Annotated in this window: 16 protein-coding genes; 12 read left to right on the top strand and 4 right to left on the bottom strand. The window is 62.3% G+C overall.

The window, feature by feature from the left end; translation table 11 throughout:
• The first annotated feature begins 3 nt into the window (after positions 1-3).
• The 3 genes from uvrB (at position 4) to ACIQC5_RS21835 (ending at position 4,656) form a co-directional block, all read left to right on the top strand.
• A complete protein-coding gene (gene uvrB, locus ACIQC5_RS21825; RefSeq protein WP_400287189.1) occupies positions 4-2,103 on the top strand; it encodes an excinuclease ABC subunit UvrB in 2,100 nt (699 codons plus the stop codon).
• Between the two features lie 166 nt (positions 2,104-2,269).
• Positions 2,270-3,298, top strand: coding sequence for a TerC family protein (locus ACIQC5_RS21830; RefSeq protein ID WP_400287190.1), 1,029 nt, complete (start codon positions 2,270-2,272; stop codon positions 3,296-3,298).
• Between the two features lie 29 nt (positions 3,299-3,327).
• Positions 3,328-4,656 (top strand): MFS transporter, encoded by a 1,329-nt coding sequence (locus tag ACIQC5_RS21835; RefSeq protein WP_400287191.1) that lies wholly within the window; start codon positions 3,328-3,330, stop codon positions 4,654-4,656.
• Positions 4,657-4,716: 60 nt separating this feature from the next.
• Here ACIQC5_RS21835 and ACIQC5_RS21840 read toward each other — a convergent pair whose 3' ends face one another.
• From ACIQC5_RS21840 to ACIQC5_RS21855, 4 genes are all read right to left on the bottom strand, one after another.
• On the bottom strand, positions 4,717-6,102 hold the full coding sequence (locus ACIQC5_RS21840; RefSeq protein ID WP_400287192.1) for an alpha/beta fold hydrolase: 1,386 nt from the start codon (positions 6,100-6,102) through the stop codon (positions 4,717-4,719).
• Positions 6,053-6,553, bottom strand: a complete 501-nt coding sequence (locus ACIQC5_RS21845) for a GNAT family N-acetyltransferase (RefSeq protein WP_400287193.1) — start codon at positions 6,551-6,553, stop codon at positions 6,053-6,055. Before ACIQC5_RS21845 ends, ACIQC5_RS21840 begins: the two co-directional genes overlap by 50 nt.
• Positions 6,554-6,647: 94 nt before the next feature.
• Positions 6,648-8,003, bottom strand: coding sequence for a CoA transferase (locus ACIQC5_RS21850; RefSeq protein ID WP_400287194.1), 1,356 nt, complete (start codon positions 8,001-8,003; stop codon positions 6,648-6,650).
• A gap of 12 nt (positions 8,004-8,015) precedes the next feature.
• Positions 8,016-10,550, bottom strand: a complete 2,535-nt coding sequence (locus ACIQC5_RS21855; protein ID WP_400287195.1) for a DEAD/DEAH box helicase — start codon at positions 10,548-10,550, stop codon at positions 8,016-8,018.
• A gap of 71 nt (positions 10,551-10,621) precedes the next feature.
• Between ACIQC5_RS21855 and ACIQC5_RS21860 the strand changes: the two genes are divergently transcribed.
• The 9 genes from ACIQC5_RS21860 to whiA all read left to right on the top strand — a co-directional run bounded on the left by ACIQC5_RS21860 (position 10,622) and on the right by whiA (position 21,566).
• Positions 10,622-11,401, top strand: coding sequence for a trans-aconitate 2-methyltransferase (locus tag ACIQC5_RS21860; protein ID WP_400287196.1), 780 nt, complete (start codon positions 10,622-10,624; stop codon positions 11,399-11,401).
• A 157-nt stretch (positions 11,402-11,558) separates the two neighbouring features.
• Positions 11,559-11,939 carry a GntR family transcriptional regulator gene (locus ACIQC5_RS21865; RefSeq protein WP_400287197.1) on the top strand — a complete coding sequence of 127 codons (381 nt, stop codon included), beginning with the start codon at positions 11,559-11,561 and terminating at the stop codon, positions 11,937-11,939.
• 65 nt (positions 11,940-12,004) lie between these two features.
• Positions 12,005-14,932 carry an excinuclease ABC subunit UvrA gene (gene uvrA, locus ACIQC5_RS21870; protein WP_400287198.1) on the top strand — a complete coding sequence of 976 codons (2,928 nt, stop codon included), beginning with the start codon at positions 12,005-12,007 and terminating at the stop codon, positions 14,930-14,932.
• A gap of 112 nt (positions 14,933-15,044) precedes the next feature.
• Entirely contained in the window at positions 15,045-15,761 is a 717-nt protein-coding gene (locus tag ACIQC5_RS21875; RefSeq protein WP_400287199.1) for an HAD hydrolase-like protein, read from the top strand.
• Complete coding sequence (locus ACIQC5_RS21880; RefSeq protein WP_400287200.1) at positions 15,748-16,416, top strand: lysophospholipid acyltransferase family protein; 669 nt, start codon at positions 15,748-15,750, stop codon at positions 16,414-16,416. Before ACIQC5_RS21875 ends, ACIQC5_RS21880 begins: the two co-directional genes overlap by 14 nt.
• Before the next feature lie 52 nt (positions 16,417-16,468).
• Positions 16,469-18,517, top strand: a complete 2,049-nt coding sequence (gene uvrC / locus ACIQC5_RS21885; protein WP_400287201.1) for an excinuclease ABC subunit UvrC — start codon at positions 16,469-16,471, stop codon at positions 18,515-18,517.
• Between the two features lie 117 nt (positions 18,518-18,634).
• Entirely contained in the window at positions 18,635-19,558 is a 924-nt protein-coding gene (gene rapZ / locus ACIQC5_RS21890) for an RNase adapter RapZ (protein WP_400287202.1), read from the top strand.
• Complete coding sequence (gene yvcK, locus ACIQC5_RS21895; RefSeq protein WP_400287203.1) at positions 19,558-20,574, top strand: uridine diphosphate-N-acetylglucosamine-binding protein YvcK; 1,017 nt, start codon at positions 19,558-19,560, stop codon at positions 20,572-20,574. The genes rapZ and yvcK overlap by 1 nt, the downstream gene beginning before the upstream one ends.
• An 11-nt stretch (positions 20,575-20,585) precedes the next feature.
• On the top strand, positions 20,586-21,566 hold the full coding sequence (gene whiA, locus ACIQC5_RS21900) for a DNA-binding protein WhiA (protein WP_018777554.1): 981 nt from the start codon (positions 20,586-20,588) through the stop codon (positions 21,564-21,566).
• Positions 21,567-21,740: the final 174 nt, after the last annotated feature.

A 21,740-nucleotide genomic window follows, 5' to 3' on the forward strand; every position in this document is an offset into this window, starting at 1 on the left:
TTCATGAGTCTTGCCCAAGAGATCAATCGTGTGGTCGCGCCCTTTGAAGTCATCAGCGAATACCAGCCGGCCGGTGACCAACCGGCCGCCATCGCCGAACTGACCGAGCGTATCAAGAACGGCGAAAAAGACGTCGTGCTGCTCGGTGCTACCGGTACGGGTAAAAGCGCCACTACCGCCTGGCTGATCGAGCAGGTGCAGCGGCCCACACTGGTTATGGTCCAGAACAAGACGCTTGCCGCACAGCTCGCCAATGAATTCCGCGAGCTCCTGCCCAACAACGCGGTGGAATACTTCGTCTCCTACTACGACTATTACCAGCCTGAGGCGTACGTAGCCCAGACGGACACTTTCATCGAGAAGGACTCCTCCATCAACGAGGAAGTCGAACGGCTGCGCCACTCTGCCACCAACGCGTTGCTGACTCGCCGCGATGTGATCGTGGTCGCAACGGTTTCCTGCATCTACGGCTTGGGCACACCGGAAGAATATATTGCCGGGATGGTCACGCTTCGCAAGGGCGCAGAGATGAACCGCGACGACCTCCTCCGAAAATTCGTGTCCATGCAGTACGCGCGTAACGACATGGACTTCCACCGGGGCACGTTCCGGGTTCGGGGCGACACAGTTGAGATCATCCCGATGTACGAAGAGTTGGCCATTCGCATCGAGTTCTTTGGCGACGAGATTGAAAACATCCACACTCTCCACCCGCTGACCGGTGAGGTGATCCGGGACGAGGAGGAGATGTACGTGTTCCCTGCCTCGCACTACGTGGCCGGCCCGGAACGGATGGCTCGCGCCATCAAACGGATCGAGGACGAGCTCGCCGAGCGGTTGCAGGTCCTGGAAAGCCAGAACAAGCTGGTGGAAGCGCAGCGGCTCCGGATGCGCACCAACTACGATCTCGAGATGATGCAGCAGATGGGCTTCTGCAACGGCATCGAAAACTACTCGTCCCACATTGACGGCCGTGCCCGGGGGACCGCTCCGCATTGCCTTCTCGATTACTTCCCGGAAGACTTCCTGCTGGTGGTTGACGAATCCCATGTCACCATTCCCCAGATCGGCGCCATGTATGAAGGCGACATGTCCCGTAAGCGGAACCTCGTGGACTTCGGCTTCCGCTTGCCGTCGGCCATGGATAACCGGCCTTTGAAATGGGACGAATTCCTGGAACGCATCGGCCAGACGGTGTACCTGTCCGCAACGCCCGGCAAGTATGAACTCGGTAAGGCGGACGGCTTTGTCCAGCAGATCATCCGACCCACCGGGCTGATCGACCCCGAAGTGGTGGTCAAGCCCACGAAGGGCCAGATCGATGATCTGCTGGAGGAGATCCGGACCCGCACAGCCAAGAATGAACGCGTCCTGGTCACCACGTTGACCAAGCGGATGGCTGAGGACCTGACGGATTACCTGGTGGGTCACGGCGTCAAGGTGGAGTACCTGCACTCCGACGTCGACACGCTCAGGCGTGTTGAGCTGCTCCGTGAACTCCGGATGGGTGTCTTCGATGTCTTGGTGGGCATCAACCTGCTCCGTGAAGGCCTCGACTTGCCCGAAGTCTCCCTCGTGAGCATTCTCGACGCAGACAAGGAGGGCTTCCTCCGCTCTTCTACGTCCCTTATCCAGACGATCGGCCGTGCAGCCCGTAATGTGTCCGGCCAGGTCCACATGTACGCGGACAGGATCACGGATTCCATGGCCCATGCCATTGAGGAAACCAACCGTCGCCGCGCCATCCAGGTCAAGTACAACGCCGACAATGGCATCGACCCCCAGCCGCTGCGAAAGAAGATTGCCGACATCACGGACCAGTTGGCCAAGGAAGATGCCGACACCCAGGAACTACTCAACAACAACCGGCTGGCCAAGGGCGGCAAACGTGGCAAGTCCGCGGCAAAGGGTGCAGTGACCGTCCGCAGGGACGGACTGGCCGCCGCTCCTGCCGAGGACCTCGTTGGCCTCATCGAACAACTGACGGAACAGATGCATGGCGCGGCCGCCGAACTGCAGTTCGAAGTCGCCGCCAGGATCCGTGACGAGGTGGGAGAACTCAAACGCGAATTACGTCAAATGCAGTCTGCCGGGCACGCCTAAGGTAAGGTTTAGGTCACGTAGGGGAGTATCCCAAGCGCTACGTCCGTCAGCACGCAAGGCACAGATGCCTCGCCGGATCTAGCGGGCCGCCACATCAGCATTCAATGCACAGGCAGGCCGGAGAGACTTACACCGCTTTCCCGTACCCTGCGAAAGGCCCTCGTTAATGGAGCTTCCTATTTGGTTTGAGGTCGGCTCATTTGTCGCCCTCGGCATCATTCTGCTGATCGACCTCCTGCTGGTCGTCAAGCGTCCCCACGAACCGTCCATGAAGGAAGCCGGCCTCTGGGTCGCTTTCTACGTGGCATTGGCACTGGTGTTTGCCGGCGCAATGTTCTATTTCACAGGCCCCGAGTACGGCAGCCAGTTCGTTGCCGGCTGGGTGACTGAATACAGCCTGAGCATCGACAACCTGTTTGTCTTCATCATCATCATGGCCCGCTTCTCGGTGCCTCGTAAGTACCAGCAGGAAGTGTTGATGGTGGGCATCATCATCGCGCTCATCCTGCGCGGTATCTTCATCGCACTTGGCGCGGTGGTCATCGAGCAGTTCAGCTGGATCTTCTACATCTTCGGCGCGTTCCTCCTGTGGACTGCCTGGAAGCAGGCCACCGATTCCGGTGAAGATGAAGAAGAAGGTGCGGAGAACCCGCTGGTGGCGCGGCTTCGCAAGGTCTTGCCGATGTCTGAAAAGTTCGACGGCGGCAAGCTGCGGACCACGGTGGACGGCAAGAAGGTCTTCACCCCGATGCTCATTGTCTTTGTGACGATCGGCATGACCGACCTCCTGTTCGCCGTAGACTCGATCCCCGCCATTTTCGGCCTGACTCAAAGCGCATTCATCGTGTTCACGGCCAACATCTTCGCCCTCATGGGCTTGCGCCAGTTGTACTTCCTGCTGGGTGGCCTGATGAGCCGCCTGATCTACTTGAAGCACGCACTTTCCGTCATTCTCGCCTTCATTGGCGTCAAGCTCGTCCTGCACGCCATGCACGTGAACGAACTTCCGTTCATCAACAACGGCCACCACATCGAGTGGGCTCCGGAAATCCCCACTTTCGTTTCGCTGGCGGTCATCGTCGGAACCATCGTTGTAGCGGTTGTCGCGAGCCTGCTGAGCCCCGCGGCACGCCAGTCCAAGCTGGATGCCCGCCTGGAAGAGGACGCGAAGAAGAGCTTGAGCGAAGCAGAGTAACCAGACCAAGAAAGTTGTAGTCTCGTGAGGTGACTACCACTTCAAGAACGGCGCTGGACCCCCAACGGGTCCAGCGCCGTACTGTTTTACTGCTGAGTTCCGCCCAACTGCTGAGCGGCATTGGCAATGGCGCCACCCTGTCCATCGGCTCGTTGCTGGCTGTGGACCTTTCCGGTTCGGAGGCATGGGCAGGGTCGATCACCACGGTGCTCACGCTGGCCGCTGCCATTTCTGCGTTGCCGCTGGCAAAGCTTGCGGAAAACCGGGGTCGTCGGATCGGCCTGGTGACGGGACTTGTGGCGGCCATGCTGGGAGCGCTGCTGGTCATCGCATCCGTGGTGGCCGGTTCGTTCCTGCTCTTGCTGGTAGGGGCGGCCTTCCTGGGACTTGGCACGGCGGCAAACCTGCAGGCGAGGTTCGCCGCCGTCGACCTCGCCGAACCCGAGCACCGCGGCAGGTCCTTGTCCATGGTGGTCTGGGCCATCACCATTGGCGCTGTTGCCGGCCCCAATCTGATCCAGCCCGGGGCCGTGGTGGGTTCCGCACTTGGCCTGCCGCCCATCGCCGGCCCGTTTGTCTTCTCCGTGGTTGGGCTGCTCTTGGCGGCCGTCCTGCTGTTCGCGGGGCTGCGCCCGGACCCGTTGCTGCTCTCACGTCGCCTCGCCTCACAGGCTTTAGGGGCCGACGGCGGTGGGCAGCCACCGGTCAGGGGAACACTCAGGTCCGGGCTTGGTGCCGTTCGCTCGTCCCCTCGGGCAGTCCTGGCCCTGGCGGCCGTGGTAGTCGCCCACGGTGTGATGGTGGCAATCATGTCCATGACCCCGCTTCATCTTCAGCAGCTGGTAGGCGGACCGCACGCGGGCCATCATGGGGCCACTGATGCGGGCACGGATGTCTTGGTGGTGATTGGGCTGACGATTTCATTGCACATCGCCGGGATGTTTGCGTTGTCTCCCATGTGGGGTTGGCTCACGGATAAGGTGGGCCGACTGCAGGTCATTGCTTTGGGCCATGGCCTGCTGGTCATCGCCGTGTTGGTGGCCGGCTTTGGCCAGCATGAGCCCGTTTTGGTCACCATTGGCTTGATGATCCTGGGCCTGGGATGGTCAGCTGCCACGATCGCAGGATCAACCCTATTGGCGGAGAGCGTCGACCAGGACCAGCGCGTCACCGTGCAGGGTGTCTCGGATACGCTGATGGGTGCCGCCGGCGCTATCGGTGGCGCGACATCTGGAATCACACTGGCATGGCTCGGCTATCAGGGCCTCAACATTTCTGTCGGCTTCCTGGCGGCTGTGGTCCTGGTGATGGCCGTAGCCACCGCCGCAGGGATCAGACGCATCAACCCAGGTGCATAAGGAGCTGCCGTCGTTCCGAGGGGCACACAACGACTGCAGCTGCCACTCAAGCCCTGGTCGTTACCGGGGAGCGCGGACCATGCCGAACAGCCGGCGGAAGATGCCCTCGCCGTCCTCCCCAATGCCGTCGTGGTGGAAATCGTCGGTAATCCACGTCTGGAGACCGCGAACCGCCGCCGCAGTTTCGAGCGAGAGATCGTGGTCCACGTAGATGTCGTCCTTGTAGACAGCAGCAGCAACCGGGACCGTGTTCGTGGCCAGTTGGCGCGTGTCGTACAAAGGCTTCCAATCATTCTTGGCAGCGAGCAGTTCCGCTACTTCCCGGAGGGGAGCCAAAGCGGGATCCTGTTCGAAGTACCAGGGGTAGACCATTTCGCCGGTGAAGAGCGGTTCCTCAGCAGAGGGCAGGAACTCGGGAAACTCCTCCAGAACCTTCCATGCGGCCCAATCCGTCGCCTGTCCTTGACCGTAGATGGACTCATGCAGGACGGCATAGAGCGGATTTGCAGCGCGGCTCACCAGCCCACGGACCTGCTCAAGGAAAAGTTCAGATAGCCTCTCCCCGGAGGGCGTGTCGATGAAGGCATCTTCCAAAAGGTAGTGGAGCGAGTCGACCCGTGTATTTCCGCCAAGGAACGAGCCCACCATCTGAAAGCGCTCGGGCGTGAGCTGTTCCCCGCTTGCCAGGAATTCGGGCTGGGTATCAAGATGCCGGGCGATCCGGGTCACGGTCTGCCGGTCTTCGGGGTACCAACGGAAGTATTCGGCGTTGCGCTCCGCGACCCGTTTGAACGTGGCCCGATAGACCCGCTCGGCCGGCCCATGCAAAGGCGCGAGGCCGCCCGTGATGAGGACTTCGCGGAGTCCTTCGGGAGCGAACGAGAGGTAGCTCAGCGCACAGAAGCCGCCAAAGCTTTGACCCAGGACAGACCAAGGGCCGGATTTCAAGAGCCCCCGGATGAACTCGGCGTCCCCAACGATCGAGTCGGCCCGGAAGTGCGTCAGGTACTCCGCTTGTTCCACGGCGTCCCCGCGGCCTGCCAAGGACAAGCGGTCAACAGGCGTGGAGAGGCCAGTCCCGCGCTGATCCAGCATGAGGATGCGGAAGTCCTTGGCGGCAGCCTTCATCCACCCCGCGAGTGAGGTGACCCGGTTGCCCCGGCCACCCGGACCGCCCTGTAGGAAGAGCAACCAGGGCAGCTCGGCAGCTTCCTTGACCGTGTGGTCCGTCGACGAGTACTCCCTGGCGAAAACGGTGATCGTCTCTCCGCCTCCATCGGCGTCGTGGTTGATCAGGCGACCGTTGTCCGACCACGAGTGCTTGAGGGGGACAGTGAAGTAGTGTTCTGCCGTTCGCAGGCCGCGGAATTCGTGGCGAGCCCGGATGCTGTGCAGTTCAGCCACGCGCAAGGGCCTTACTCCCTGTTCCGAAAGCCTCCAGAGCATTGCCGGTCAGCCTGAAGGTGGACCATTCGTCCATGGGGAAGGCGCCAAGATTCTTGTAGAAGTTGATGGACGGTTCGTTCCAGTCCAGGACGCTCCACTCGACGCGGGCATAGCCGCGTTCGACGGCGGTCGCGGCCAGATGCTGCAAGAGCGCCTTGCCGTGGCCCTCACCTCGTGCGTCCGGATCGACGTAGAGGTCTTCGAGGTAGATGCCATGCACGCCTTCCCATGTTGAGTAGTTCAGGAACCACAAGGCGAAGCCCTGGACCTGGCCGGCCGCATTCTCCGCCATGGTGGCGTACACGCGCGGGTTGGCTCCGAACAGCACTTCCGTGAGCATTTCAGGGGTGTTCTTGACGGCGTTGGGCTCTTTTTCGTAGATCGCAAGGTCATGGATCATTCGAAGGATGGCTGGGACGTCGTCAACGGTTGCAGGGCGGATTACACTCATGCCTTCGAGCTTACTAGTGGCCGGCACCACGCCAACGCCGCACTACCGGCAGCCGCAGTACCGGCAACGCCGCACTCCCAGTAACACCGCGACACTACCGCCAGCGAAGCTGCGAGCTGCCGTAGCGGACAGGTGGCCGGGTGTAGGTGAGCGGAACGCCGTCCACCATCAACGGTGGTCCCACATGCCGAAGGCGACCGTAGTCGCAGTCCATGATCCGGTAGCTGGGCTCCCGCAGCCGTTCGTCACCAAGGGAAACGGCAGGGTGCGCCAGGAGTTCCTCCGCGGTACGGGCCAACGACAACCTCGCGATTCCACCAATGCCGGTTTGGAGCCGTTCGGCCAGGAGCGCGATGGTTGCCGCCGCAAGGCCGTAGCCGGTGGCGTGGTCCAGCGCCTGGACCGGCAAAGCACCGGGCCGCCACCCGTCGTCGTATGTCCGCCCGTAGCGGGTAGCAATGCCGCAAGCGGCCTGCACCAGACTGTCGAAACCACGCCGTCCGCGCCAGGGCCCCTCGGTACCCCATGCACTGAGCGCAACCACCACAAGACCGGGCCGTTGGTCCAAGAGCGTCGACGGGTCCAGACCGAACCGGTCCAGCCCACCGGCACGGTAGCCGCTGACGACGACGTCGGCCGCTTCGATCAGCCGCCCCACCTCCACCAGGGCATCGGGATCAGAGAAGTCCGCCTCAGCGCTTCGTTTGTCAAAACCAGTGTCGATGAACGCATCAAGCAGTTCGGGCATCCGCGGCGGGTCGATACGCAAAACGTCAGCACCCAATGCACCGAGCAAGCGGGTGGCGATGGGCCCGGCGATGACCCTGGTCAGGTCCAGGACTTTTAGCCCGGCGAGGGGAGTCGCCCCGGTGGACGGCACCCATTCTGGAGGGGGCGCTGCACCTGAAGCAGAGGGGAGCTCCAACGAGATCCACGGGCCCGATACCGCCGTATGCATGGCCGTTGTGGTCCATTCGGAGCGCGGGCGCACGGCCGCCGCCACGCCGTTGTTCGACGCGATGGCCTGTTCCGCTTCCAAGGAGGTCATCCGGAGAAGCGCCGCGTCTACGCCGGGAGGCCCGGACGCCGAGAGCGCTTCCATCAGGCGGGCAGCGTGGTGCGGATAATTGGCGTGCAGGCGGACCCAACCGTCGGAGGTTCGCCGAAACCCGGACAGCGGCGCGAATCCCTCAGGCTTCCTGTCATCGATCCGAAGATGCCCCAACGAGTCGAACGACGCCGCGGTGATGGCGGACTCAACGGAGTAGTGGTTGGAGTTCGTCAGCGCGTTGAGTGCCGTGGCCGCCGCTTGGACAGCACCCAGGGCCAGACCTTCGACGTCGAGTTCGCCGTGCCACCATCGACGCGGGCCCTCCACGGTGGCCCGTGTCTGGGCGTTGAAGGCCGCAAGCCCCATGAGGCTCGGGGTCAGATCGGGTATGGCCTCCAACGCGTCACCCGCCTACAGCCTGTTGACGTCGGTCACCCGGACCACTGCCGTTCCGGTTTCGTCAGAGGCCGCAAGGTCCACTTCCGCGGAGATGCCCCAGTCGTGGTTCCGTGCGGGATCGTCAAAGATCTGCCGGACCTTCCAGGTTCCCGCTTCTTCGGTGATCATGAGCAGTCCCGGTCCGCGTGCATCGGGTCCTGTGCCGATGTCGTCATGTTCGTCGAAGTAGTCGTCCAAGACGTCTTCCCAGCGCTCCGCGTCCCAGCCGGCATCGCCGTCGAGTTCGCCCAAAGCCGCGGAATCCTCGTCAGCAAACAGTTCCACCCGGCGGAACATCTCATTGCGCACCATGACCCGGAAGGCCCTGATGTTGGATGTGAGCGACGGCGGCGGGGGCGGCGGCGCGTCGTGCGGTGTCGGGGCAAGCCCGGAGGTCAGTTCTTCCCACTCGTCCAGCAGGCTCGAATCCACCTGTCGAACCAGCTCACCCAACCACGCAATGAGGTCCTCAAGATCCTCGCGGAGCGAATCCTGGGGGACTGTCTGCCGCAAGGCGCGGAAACCGTCGGCGAGGTACCGCAGGACGATGCCTTCGGAACGCGCCAGGCTGTAGAACTGTACGAATTCGCCAAAGTTCATGGCGCGCTCGTACATGTCGCGGATGATCGATTTCGGTGCGAGTTCAAAGTCGCCCACCCACGGAGCGGCCTTACGGTACACCTCGAAGGCCTCGCCCAGGATCTCGGCCAGCGGCATGGGGTAAGTGACTTCATCCAGCATCGCCATCCGCTGGTCGTACTCGATCCCGTCGGCCTTCATTGCTGCGACGGCCTCGCCCCGGGCCTTCTTCTGCTGCGCCGAGAGGATCTGACGTGGCTTCTCGAGCGTGGCTTCGATGACTGAAACAACGTCCAGGGCATACGACGGCGACTCCGGATCGAGCAGGTCAAGGGCCGCCAGGGCGAAGGGGGAGAGGGGTTGGTTCAGGGCAAAGTTGGCCTGCAAGTGGACCGTCAAGCGGACAGTTCGGCCTTCGGTTTCCTGCTCATCCTCCGGAATGCGCTCCACCACCCCCGCGGCCAGGAGTTCGCGGTAGATGCCCAGGGCTTTCTTCATCAGTTGCAGCTGGGATGCCCGGCCTTCATGGTTTTCGCTGAGCAGGCGCCGCGTTGCCTGGAAAGGGTCACCAGGACGTTCCATGAGGTTGAGCAGCATCGCATGCGTGACTGTGAAGCTGGATGAGAGCGGGTCCGGGACAGACTCCACCAAGCGGTTGAAGGTGGGTTCCCCCCAGGAAACGAAGCCTTCCGGTGGCTTCTTCTTGACCACCTGACGCAGCTTCTTCTGGTCGTCGCCGAACTTGGCCGTTGCCTTCGCCATGGCTTTGGTATTTTCCACCACGTGCTCGGGTGCCTGGACCACCACTGTCCCGGCGGTGTCGTAGCCTGCGCGGCCCGCGCGTCCGGCAATCTGGTGGAACTCGCGTGAGTTAAGCACTCTGGTGCGTACGCCGTCGTACTTGCTCAAAGCGGTCAACAGGACGGTGCGGATCGGCACGTTGATTCCCACCCCGAGAGTGTCTGTACCGCAGATGACCTTCAGGAGGCCGGCCTGCGCCAACTGCTCCACCAGCCGGCGGTACTTCGGCAGCATGCCGGCGTGGTGGACGCCGATACCGTGGCGGACCAGCCGATTGAGAGTCTTCCCGAACCCGGCAGCGAAGCGGAACCCGGCAATGAGCTCTGCAATGCGGTCCTTTTCCTCACGCGTGCACATGTTGATGCTCATCAGGTTCTGCGCGCGTTCTATTGCCTCAGCCTGGCTGAAGTGGACCACATACACGGGAACCTGCTTGGTGGACAGCAGGTCCTCAAGGGTCTCGTGGACCGGGGTCAGTTGGTAGTAGTAGTGCAGGGGGATTGGGCGTTCCGCGGAGCTCACCGTGGTGGTGGTCCGGCCTGTCAGTTCTGTCAACCCGGTCTCGAACCGGCTGACGTCACCCAACGTGGCAGACATCAGGAGGAACTGGGCCTGGGGCAGTTCAAGGAGCGGAACCTGCCATGCCCAGCCGCGCTGCGGATCCGAATAGAAGTGGAACTCGTCCATGATGACGGCGCCGAGGTCGGCGTCGGAGCCCTCGCGGAGCGCGATGTTGGCAAGGATCTCGGCTGTGCAGCAGATGATCGGGGCGTCCTGGTTGACGCCGGAATCACCTGTGATCATGCCGACGTTCTCGGCGCCGAAAATATCGCACAGGGCGAAGAACTTCTCCGATACCAATGCCTTGATGGGAGCCGTGTAGTAGCTGCGCTTTCCGCGGGCCATGGCCTCGAAGTGGGCAGCGATGGCAACCAATGACTTTCCTGAGCCCGTCGGTGTGGCAAGGATGACGTTGGCGCCCGAGGCCAACTCCATAATCGCCTCGTCCTGAGCGGGGTACAGCTGCAGCCCGCGGCTTTCCGACCACTCGACGAACCGTGTGTAGATTTCATCCGGATCCAAAGGACCGGTAGCGGAGGAACCAGGGAGCTGCTCAAGAAGTTTCATTGTTTTCCAGCTTAGTGCCCGGACGGTTAGGCTCGCCCCGGAACCGTTGGCAGTTACAGAGGAGGCTTGTGGTGAAGTGGGACCCATCCAAATACGTGGAATTTGGCAACCATAGGGACAGGCCGTTCCATGACCTCGTGGCGAGGGTCCTCGCCGACGACCCGCAAAAGGTAGTGGATCTTGGTTGCGGCCCTGGCAATCTCACAGCCACACTGTCCGTCCGCTGGCCCGAGGCACGCGTGGTCGGCCTGGATTCTTCTGCGGAGATGCTGGCCAAGGCAGAGTCGCAGGCCCAACAATTCCCCCGTCTGGAATTTGGACTCGCCGACATCGCCGACTGGAGTCCGGATCAGGACACCGACGTCGTGGTGACCAACGCAGCCCTGCAGTGGGTGCCCGGACACCAGGAAATGCTGGGTAAGTGGTTGAGGGCGCTGAAGCCCGGGGCCTGGTTCGCCCTGCAGGTTCCCGGCAATTTCACCTCTCCGTCGCACACACTGATGCGGACGCTCGCGGAGTCCGGAGACTGGGCGGCCAAGCTCAGCGGCGTGCTCCGTCACGACGGTGCCGTTGCGGGCCCAGCGGACTACTTGGAGACAATGCTCGACGCCGGTTGCTCGGCTGACGCTTGGGAGACCACCTACCAGCAGGTCCTGCAGGGACCGGACCCCGTCCTGGAGTGGGTGCGGGGGACAGGCCTGCGGCCCGTGCTGGCTGCCTTGTCGCCTGAAGACGCCGCCGCGTTCGAAGAGCAATACTCAGCACTGCTTCGCGATGCATATCCGACCACACGCCATGGCACGGTCTTCCCCTTCCGGCGGATATTCGCTGTCGCCCGCAAGAATCCGTGACGTCGCAAGTGCCTCGACTGCACGTAGCAATCCAGCCCGTGGGCCCTGGCGGCTTGTACCGTCACGGCGTCGCTGGTCTAATTCTCGACATGGACCAAGGACGTTTCGCTGAGCACACCATGCACCGCCCGGTGCCATCCGAAGGCCGCGATCAGGCATGAGTGGCGGTCCGGAGTTTCCTGGCATCTGGCGTCCCAATGCCAACAGTGGCGTAGCACTTTTTGAACAGCTGCGGCTGCGAATTATCGAACTCGCAGATTCCGGCGATCTAGCTGTTGGCGCCAAACTTCCGCCTGTCCGCAACTTGGCCGGCGTCCTGGACGTCGCCCCGCACACGGTGGCCCGGGCTTACAAGGAGTTGGAGGCTGCGGGAGTCGTTGCGACGCGCGGGCGCAACGGAACGGTGGTCTGCGCGCGCGACGATCGCTGGGGGGCACTGGCTGCCGTGGCTGCTCAGTATTCTGCGGCCGCCAAGGCCCAGGGAGCATCTTTTGCCGAAGCCGTACAGCTTTTGGCCGCCGCATACGACGCCGATTGATACCGTTCAGTAGCTTGTGAGGCACGACATGGAAATTCGAAGAAGTTTTCGATTAGCATTGATTCGTGCCCAAAGCCGTAGCTGAAGATACAGCCCCCCTTGCCCTGAAGAGCATTTCCGTGCCGCAAGCGTCCAAACCCGCAAGACCGGATCTCTCGCGTCTTGTGGTCAAGGGTGCCCGTGAACACAACTTGCGCAACGTGGATCTCGACCTCCCACGCGACGCCATGATCGTCTTTACGGGTCTTTCGGGTTCGGGAAAGTCTTCCCTGGCCTTCGACACGATCTTCGCCGAGGGCCAGCGACGCTATGTTGAGTCCCTGTCCGCCTATGCGCGCCAGTTCCTGGGCCAGGTGGACAAGCCGGACGTCGATTTCATCGAAGGCCTGTCGCCTGCTGTGTCCATCGACCAAAAGTCCACCAGTAAGAACCCCCGGTCAACGGTGGGCACCATTACCGAGATCTACGACTACATGCGTCTGCTCTGGGCGCGGGTGGGTCGTCCGCACTGCCCGGTGTGCGGGGAGCCGATCGCACGGCAGACCCCGCAACAGATCGTCGACCAACTCCTGGAACTTGAACAGGGCACCCGCTTCCAGGTCCTGGCACCCGTGGTTCGTGGCCGCAAGGGTGAGTTCGTGGAGCTCTTCAAGGAACTGACCGCAAAGGGCTATTCCCGTGCCCGCGTTGACGGCGACCTGATCCAGCTCAGCGAGCCCCCCAAACTCGGCAAGCAATTCAAGCACTCCATTGAAGTTGTGGTGGACCGGCTCGTGGTCAAGGAAGGCATCAGCCAGCGGCTCACGGACTCCGTGGAAACTGCCTTGGGCTTGGCTGAAGGCCGTGTGCTCGTAGAGTTCGTTGACCTCGATGCCGAAGACCCTGCCCGGATCCGGGCGTTTTCCGAGAATCTGGCCTGCCCCAACGAGCACCCGTTGGCCATTGACGAGATCGAGCCACGATCGTTCTCCTTCAACAATCCGTTTGGGGCGTGTTCTGCCTGCAGTGGCATCGGAACCAAGCTGGAAGTCGACGAGGAACTCGTTGTCCCCAATCCGGAGATGTCCCTGGGCCAGGGCGCCATTGCCCCATGGTCTTTGGGAACAGCCACCACCGAGTATTGGAACCGCCTGCTGGAAGGGCTGGCCCTCGAGCTTGACTTCTCCATGGATACTCCGTGGGAGAAACTGCCCAAGGATGTCCGCCAAACGGTGCTCCACGGCAAGGATCACAAGGTGGTGGTCCAGTACCGCAACCGTTTCGGCCGTGAACGCAAGTACAGTACAGGCTTCGAAGGTGCCATTCAGTACGTCCACCGCAAGCACGGGGAGACGGACTCGGATTGGGCCCGCGACCGCTACGAAGAGTACATGCGGCAGATCCCTTGCCCGGAGTGCAACGGAGCGCGCCTCAACCCCGCCTCGTTGTCTGTCCTCATCAATGGCAAGTCCATCGCCGAAGTCGCCGCCTTGCCCATGCGCGAGTGCGCAACGTTCCTTGGCAGCCTGACGCTGACAGACCGCGAAGCCCAGATCGCCCACCAGGTGCTGAAGGAAATCCAGGCACGTTTGACGTTCTTGTTGGACGTTGGCCTGGAGTACCTGAACCTGGAACGGCCGTCCGGCACCTTGTCCGGCGGCGAGGCACAGCGTATCCGCTTGGCCACCCAGATCGGTTCGGGCCTTGTCGGCGTGCTGTACGTCCTGGACGAACCATCCATCGGCCTGCACCAACGCGACAACCGACGCCTCATCGAGACCCTCACTCGCCTTCGCGACCTCGGCAACACGCTGATCGTGGTGGAGCATGACGAGGACACCATTCACGAGGCCGACTGGGTTGTCGATATTGGACCGGGTGCCGGCGAGCATGGCGGCCAGGTAGTGCACTCCGGAACGTACAAAGAACTCCTGGAAAACCATGAGTCCTTGACCGGTGATTACCTCTCCGGCCGTCGGAAGATCGAAATCCCGGCCAAACGCCGGAAGTACGACAAGAAGCGCGAGCTCAAAGTCATCGGTGCGCGGGAGAACAACCTCACCAACGTCGATGCCACGTTCCCCCTTGGCCTGTTTACCGCCGTGACGGGTGTCAGCGGTTCCGGCAAGTCGACGCTGGTCAACGAGATTCTTTACAAGGTTCTCGCGAACAAGCTCAACGGCGCCAAGCAAGTGGCCGGCCGGCACCGTACGGTGGACGGCTTGGAGCACTTGGACAAGGTGGTCCACGTGGACCAGAGCCCTATCGGCCGCACGCCTCGATCCAACCCGGCTACCTATACCGGCGTGTTCGACAACATCCGGAAGCTTTTCGCCGAGACCACCGAAGCCAAGGTCCGTGGCTACCAGCCCGGCAGGTTTTCGTTCAACGTCAAGGGTGGCCGCTGCGAGGCGTGTTCCGGCGACGGCACCTTGAAGATCGAGATGAATTTCCTCCCGGACGTCTACGTTCCGTGCGAGGTCTGCCACGGTGCACGCTACAACCGGGAAACCCTTGAGGTCCACTACAAGGGCAAGACCATCGCTGACGTCTTGAACATGCCCATCGAGGAAGGTGCGGAGTTCTTCGCTGCCTTCACGCCCATTGCGCGGCATTTGAACACGCTGGTGGATGTTGGACTCGGGTATGTTCGGCTCGGCCAGCCTGCCACTACGCTCTCCGGAGGTGAGGCCCAGCGGGTGAAGCTGGCCGCAGAACTTCAGAAGAGGTCGAACGGCCGCAGCGTGTACGTCCTGGACGAGCCCACGACGGGCCTGCATTTCGAAGACATCCGGAAGCTGCTCATGGTCCTTCAGGGACTGGTGGACAAGGGCAACACGGTCATCACGATCGAACACAACCTGGATGTCATCAAGTCCGCTGACTGGATTGTGGATCTGGGCCCGAACGGCGGCTCTGGTGGTGGCAAGATCGTGGCCACAGGAACGCCGGAACAGGTGGCCAAGTCCACTACAAGCCACACCGCTACCTTCCTTGCGGAGATTCTGGGCTAGGGAAGCGGGCGCTTTGAGCAGGGGTCGCGAAGAATTTCTTCGCGGCCCCTTAAGTATTCCCGTAGGGGCATGCGAGTTTCAGGCATGCCGCTACTCGTGAGAAACTAACCCGGTGACTCAAACAACGGTGCCCGTAATTTTCGATCTGGACGGCACCCTTGTCGATCCAGCAGGCGGTATTACAGGGGGAATCGCTCTGGCCTTGCAGGAAATGGGCCTCCCTGTCCCGGATCTGACCGTCTTGAATGCCATGGTGGGCCCCAAGCTCAGCGATTCGCTGCGTCATATGGCGCAAGTGCCCGTAGACCTCGTGGATGAAGCAATCGAGCGGTACCGGCGACATTACAAGGACACCGGGATTGCCCAGAGCGCTCTGTACCCCGGCATCCATGAGCTTCTGGAATTCTTTGCGGAATCAGGCCGACCCGTGGCTGTTGCGACGCAGAAACCACAGGCGATTGCGCGCCTTGTCCTCGAACACCACAGCATTGCCGATTTCTTTGTTTCAATTCGCGGTGCATCCGATGACGAATCCATTGCGGCGAATACAGCGCCCGGCAAGATTGAAATTGTTGGTGCCGCATTGGCGGATCTGCATTCCCAACCTGCCGTCATGGTGGGGGACCGCCACCAGGATGTCGCGGGGGCCATGGCCAACGGGCTGGACTGCATCGGCGTCAGTTGGGGCTTCGCCGTTGACGGCGAGTTGAAGGAAGCCGGCGCCGTGGCCGTCGTCGATGACACCACGGCACTCCGCACCAAAATTGAAGAACTTGACGCTGTCCGCGCGGCGGCACTGAGCGAGGTACAAAACGATGGCAGTCTTTGATGCGATCCGCTGGACAACCCGCGGACTGATTTCCACGACTTGCCGGCCTACGGTCATTGGCTTGGAGAACGTGCCGAAGGATGGTCCGTTCATCGTGGCGCCCAACCATCTTTCGTTCCTGGACAGCGTGATCGTGCAAGCCCTCATGCCACGCCCCGTGGCATTCTTTGCCAAGGCGGAGTACTTCACCACCAAGGGCGTCAAAGGCGCCGTAATGAAGTCCTTCTTCGAAGCAGTAGGTTCCATCCCGGTTGAGCGCGGCGAGCAAGCCGCCAGCGTCCAGGCCCTCAAGACGCTCCTGGACATTCTTGAGTCCGGCAAGGGCATCGGCATCTATCCTGAAGGCACCCGCTCACGGGATGGCATCCTTTACCGCGGCCGTACAGGCGTCGGCTGGCTGGCCCTGACCACGGGCGCCCCCGTGATTCCTGTAGGGCTCATCGGTACGGAGAAACTGCAGCCTGCAGATAAGAACGCCGTGCGCCCGCAGCATTTCACCATGAAGGTTGGCGAGCCCCTCTATTTCGATAAGACCGGCCCCGATCACTCGTTGCCTGCGCGGCGTCAGGTCACTGACAGGATCATGGACGCAATCGCCGAGCTCAGTGGCCAAGAACGATCCACCAGTTATAACCAGAGCAAAAGCGTCGAATAGCTACCGCTGTCGGGTGGCGTGGGCTGTCGGTCCTGTTTACTAGACTGGAAACGTGGCAGATCCAGCGAGTTACCGACCCCAAACGGGTGAAATTCCCACGACCCCCGGCGTCTACCGTTTCCGCGACCCGCACGGCCGGGTCATTTACGTGGGAAAGGCAAAGAACCTTCGGTCGAGGCTGAACTCGTACTTTGCCAATCCAGCGGGACTGCTTCCCAAGACACATGCCATGGTCCACGCCGCCAGCAGCGTGGAATGGACCGTGGTGGGCAGCGAGTTGGAATCCCTCCAGCTGGAGTACACCTGGATCAAGGAATTCAAGCCGCGCTTCAATGTGGTGTTCCGGGACGACAAGACGTACCCGTACTTGGCTGTCACCATGGGGGAGAAGTTCCCTCGCGTGCAAGTCATGCGTGGCGAGCGGAAAAAAGGCACGCGGTACTTCGGGCCGTACACTGCCGGCGCCATCCGCGAAACGATGGATACGCTCCTGCGGGTGTTCCCGGTGCGCAGTTGCAGCGCAGGTGTTCTCAAGCGCGCCCAGGCCAGCGGCCGGCCGTGCCTGCTGGGCTACATTGACAAGTGCTCGGCTCCTTGCGTTGGCCGTGTCACACCGGAAGCCCATCGGGAACTGGCCGAGGACTTCTGTTCCTTCATGGGCGGTGAGGCCAAGCGCTTCATCACTCGTCTGGAAAAAGAGATGTCTGCCGCGGTAGCCGAGCTTGACTATGAGAGCGCCGCCCGTTTGCGTGATGACATTATCGCTCTGCGCAAGGTCTTCGAACGTAACGCCGTGGTCCTCGCAGAGGACACCGACGCCGACGTCTTCGCCCTTCACGACGACGAGCTGGAAGCTTCCGTGCAGGTGTTCCACGTTCGCGGTGGCCGGGTTCGCGGACAACGGGGCTGGGTGGTCGAGAAGGTGGAGGATGCAACCACACCGGAACTCATCGAACACCTGCTCCAGCAGGTCTACGGCGAGGACAGCGAAGTCCAGGGCCGGATCCCCCGGGAGGTGCTCGTGCCGGAGACTCCCAGCAACCACGCAGAGCTGACCGAGTGGCTCGGCGGTCTCCGTGGCGCCAAGGTCGACATTCGGGTGCCACAGCGCGGAGACAAGGCCGCACTGATGTCCACGGTCCGGGAAAATGCCGAACAAGCCTTGAAACTTCATAAGACCAGGCGTGCCGGGGACATCACCGTCCGTTCGCTGGCGCTTCAGGAACTGCAGGAAGCCCTTGAGCTAACCGTGCCGTTGATGCGCATTGAGTGCTACGACATCTCCCACGTCCAGGGCACCAATGTGGTGGCTTCCATGGTGGTCGTGGAAGATGGCCTGCCCAAGAAGTCGGAGTATCGAAAGTTTTCCATCACGGGGGCGGCTGCAACCGATGACACCGCAGCCATGCATGATGTTCTCACCCGCCGTTTCCGCCACTACCTGCAGGACAAAGTAGCCCAGGTCCCGGTTTCCGGCGAGATCGTCAACCCTGCTTTGGCAACGGCTGGCAACGGCACAGCAGTTGGCAGCGGGACGGCAGTTGGCAGCGGCACAGAAGCGCCGCCGTCGGACCCGTCCTTACCGACGCCGAAGGCAAAGTTCGCCTATCCGCCCAACCTCGTGGTGGTGGATGGTGGCCAGCCACAGGTCAACGCCGCGGCCAGGGCGCTTGCGGATCTCGGGATCGACGACGTCTATGTTGTGGGTCTGGCCAAGCGGTTGGAAGAGGTGTGGCTGCCCAACAGCGACTTCCCGGTGATTCTTCCGAGAACTTCCCAAGGGCTGTATTTGCTCCAGCGCATCCGCGATGAAGCCCACCGGTTTGCCATCACGTTCCACCGGCAGAAGCGCGGCAAAGCCATGACCGTCTCGGCGCTCGATGGCGTTCCGGGACTCGGCGAGGCCAAACGCAAAGCCTTGGTGGCCCATTTTGGTTCGTTGAAGAAGATCAGGGCGGCAACAGCGGACGAGCTCACGTCCGCCAAGGGAATCGGACCGGCGCTGGCTGCAGCAGTGGTCCAACATCTGGGTTCCACGGCGGATAACAGTGAGGCGGTTCCGGCCATCAACATGACCACCGGCGAAATCCTCGAATCTTAGCTAGGGTAAGAACTTGACCTGTGGGCGCGCAGCGACGCCGCAGGTCAAGCCTGCATTGGCTCGAAAAGCTGAGCAGGCGGCAGTACACGATCACATCCGAGGAAACGGGGACAACTGATGGACGAGGCAACGGCAGGATCCGGAGAGGTGCAGGACGACCTCACGCCCGTCAAGCCCCCCGAAGCGGAGCTGCTCGTGGTGACGGGGATGTCCGGAGCCGGTCGCAGCACCGCATCGGACGCGTTGGAGGACCACGGCTGGTACGTCGTGGACAACCTGCCTCCGCAGATGCTGGGCACCCTCGCCGAGATCGTTTCGCACGCCCCTAAATCGATTCCCAAGCTGGCGGTCGTGGTCGATGTCCGCAGCAAGGATTTGTTCACGGACATCCAGACGGCCCTGGGCGCCCTCAGTGCCAGTGGCATCACCTTCCGCGTGTTGTTCCTCGATGCCAGTGACGACGTTCTGGTTCGACGCTTTGAGCAGGGCCGGCGCCCGCATCCGTTGCAGGGCGGAGGCAGGATCCTTGACGGGATTGGCATCGAACGCGAGGTCCTGCGCGAGCTCCGTGAACACGCGGACGTGGTCCTGGACACCTCGGAATTCAATGTGCACGGGCTGGCTACGGCCATCACGGAATTATTCAGCGACACCGGCCCCGTGACGCTCCGCTTGAACGTCATGAGCTTCGGGTTCAAATATGGGCTGCCCGTGGATGCCAACTTCGTGGCGGACGCCAGGTTCATCCCGAACCCGCACTGGGTCCCTCAGCTCCGTCCGCACACAGGCCTGGACCAGGACGTCAGCGACTACGTCCTCGCCGCTGAAGGCGTCCACGAATTCGTGGACCGGTATGTCAAAGCCCTGGAGCCGGTTCTGGACGGCTACCGCCAGGAAAACAAGCATTACGCCACCTTGGCCGTGGGCTGCACCGGCGGAAAGCACCGCTCGGTGGCGGTCGCCGTCGAGCTTTCCAAGCGTTTGGCGCAGTACCCACGGGTCACTGTGACCACCACGCATCGCGACCTGGGACGCGAGTAATGGGGGTCCTGACGGGTCCGCTGCCGCTCATTCCGCCCAAGGGCGTCCCTGGCAGCCAGCAAAACAAGAGTCCGTCGGTGGTCGCCCTGGGTGGCGGCCATGGCCTTTCGGCCTCGCTGTCCGCGCTGCGCCTGCTGACCTCGGAGTTGACGGCAATCGTCACGGTAGCTGACGACGGCGGCTCTTCCGGGCGGCTCCGCGAAGAGTATGGCGTCCTTCCGCCGGGCGACCTGCGCATGGCCCTCAGCGCTCTCTGTGACGACACCGACTGGGGCCGAACCTGGCGTGACGTCATGCAGCACCGTTTCAAGGCAGGAACAGCCAAGGGCGGGTCGCTGGACGACCACGCCATGGGCAATCTGCTGATCGTCACCCTGTGGGAGCTGCTCGGAGACACGGTGGCGGGTCTCAAGTGGGCCGGCGCGTTGCTTGGCGCCAGGGGCCAGGTACTGCCCATGTCCAGTGTGCCCCTGACCATCGAAGGCAAAGCCCGCGTCCCGCAGCCCAATGGCGATTACGAACTTCAAACCGTGCGGGGCCAAGCCAAGTGCGCGGTGGCTGGTTCACTTGAAGAGGTGCAACTGCTTCCCGAGGATGCCCCGGCGTGCACGGAGGCCTTGACGGCCATTGAGCTCGCTGACTGGGTCATTCTCGGCCCTGGTTCCTGGTACACCTCTGTCCTGCCGCATCTGCTTCTCCCCGAGTTGCGGCAGGCGCTGGGCAATACTGCGGCCAAACGCTGCCTCACCATGAACCTGGATGTCGAAACCAGGGAAACATCCGGCATGACGGCGGCGGACCACCTTGACGTGCTGCGCCGTTACGCGCCGGAGTTCAGCGTGGACGTTGTCTTGGCCGACCCCACAGCGATTCAGGACCTGAAGGCCTTCGAGAAGGCAGCAGGGATGATCGGTGCCGAGGTGGTGTTGGGTAGAGTAGGGGCGTCGAGGCGCCGCCCCGTCCATGATCCTCTGCTACTGGCGGCGGCGTACCACGATATTTTCGGGAACAGTTAGGAACACACGCGATGGCACTGACCGCGTCGGTCAAGGACGAACTGTCCCGGCTGGACATCAAGAAGTCTTCAGTTCGCAAGGCCGAGGTGTCGGCGATGCTCCGTTTTGCGGGTGGGCTGCACATCATCTCCGGTCGCATTGTCATTGAGGCGGAAGTCGATCTCGCCTCTACGGCACGGCGGCTCAGGGCCGCGATAGCGGAGGTTTACGGACACCAAAGCGAGATCATCGTCGTTTCGGGCGGCGGGCTGCGCCGCGGGAGCCGGTACGTTGTGCGGGTGGTGCGCGACGGCGAAGCACTCGCCCGCCAGACGGGCCTGCTGGACGGCCGGGGCCGTCCCGTGCGGGGCTTGCCGTCCGTCGTCGTGAATGGCTCCGCAGCGGATGCCGAAGCCGTATGGCGTGGCGCCTTCCTGGCCCACGGCTCTCTGACTGAGCCCGGCCGCTCTTCGTCGCTGGAAGTCACGTGTCCCGGCCCGGAGTCCGCGCTGGCGCTTGTGGGTGCCGCCCGCCGTTTGGGTATCCAAGCCAAAGCCCGCGAGGTCCGCGGTGTTGACCGCGTCGTCATTCGTGACGGCGACACCATCGCTGCGCTCTTGACACGCATGGGCGCCCACGATGCCCTCATGGTCTGGGAAGAGCGGCGCATGCGCAAGGAAGTCAGGGCGACGGCCAACAGGCTCGCCAATTTCGATGACGCCAACCTTCGCCGCTCGGCACAGGCCGCAGTGGCAGCAGGGGCACGCGTTGACCGGGCACTGGAAATCCTGGGCGACGACGTCCCGGACCATCTTAAGTACGCAGGTGAACTTCGCGTGGCCCACAAGCAGGCCAGCTTGGACGAACTAGGCCGACTCGCTGATCCGCCCATGACCAAGGACGCCATTGCGGGCCGGATCCGTCGCCTGCTGGCCATGGCCGACAAACGTGCCCTTGACTTGGGAATTCCGGGCACCGAGGCAAATGTGACTCCGGAAATGATGGACGAGTAGTTCCCACCCATAGAATCGACAATGTGTGGAGGAAATACTGCGAGGCTGCGACGGGTTGTTCCCGGTGGCGGAGGCAGCAGGTTTCTTCCCCAGGGATTTCCGGCTGGTCCGCCGGCCGGATGAACACAACGAGAGTTACCAACCGGACTTCGGTCCACTACATTGGAGGATTTC

Source organism: Paenarthrobacter sp. NPDC092416 (assembly GCF_044755025.1).
Taxonomy (GTDB): Bacteria; Actinomycetota; Actinomycetes; order Actinomycetales; family Micrococcaceae; genus Arthrobacter.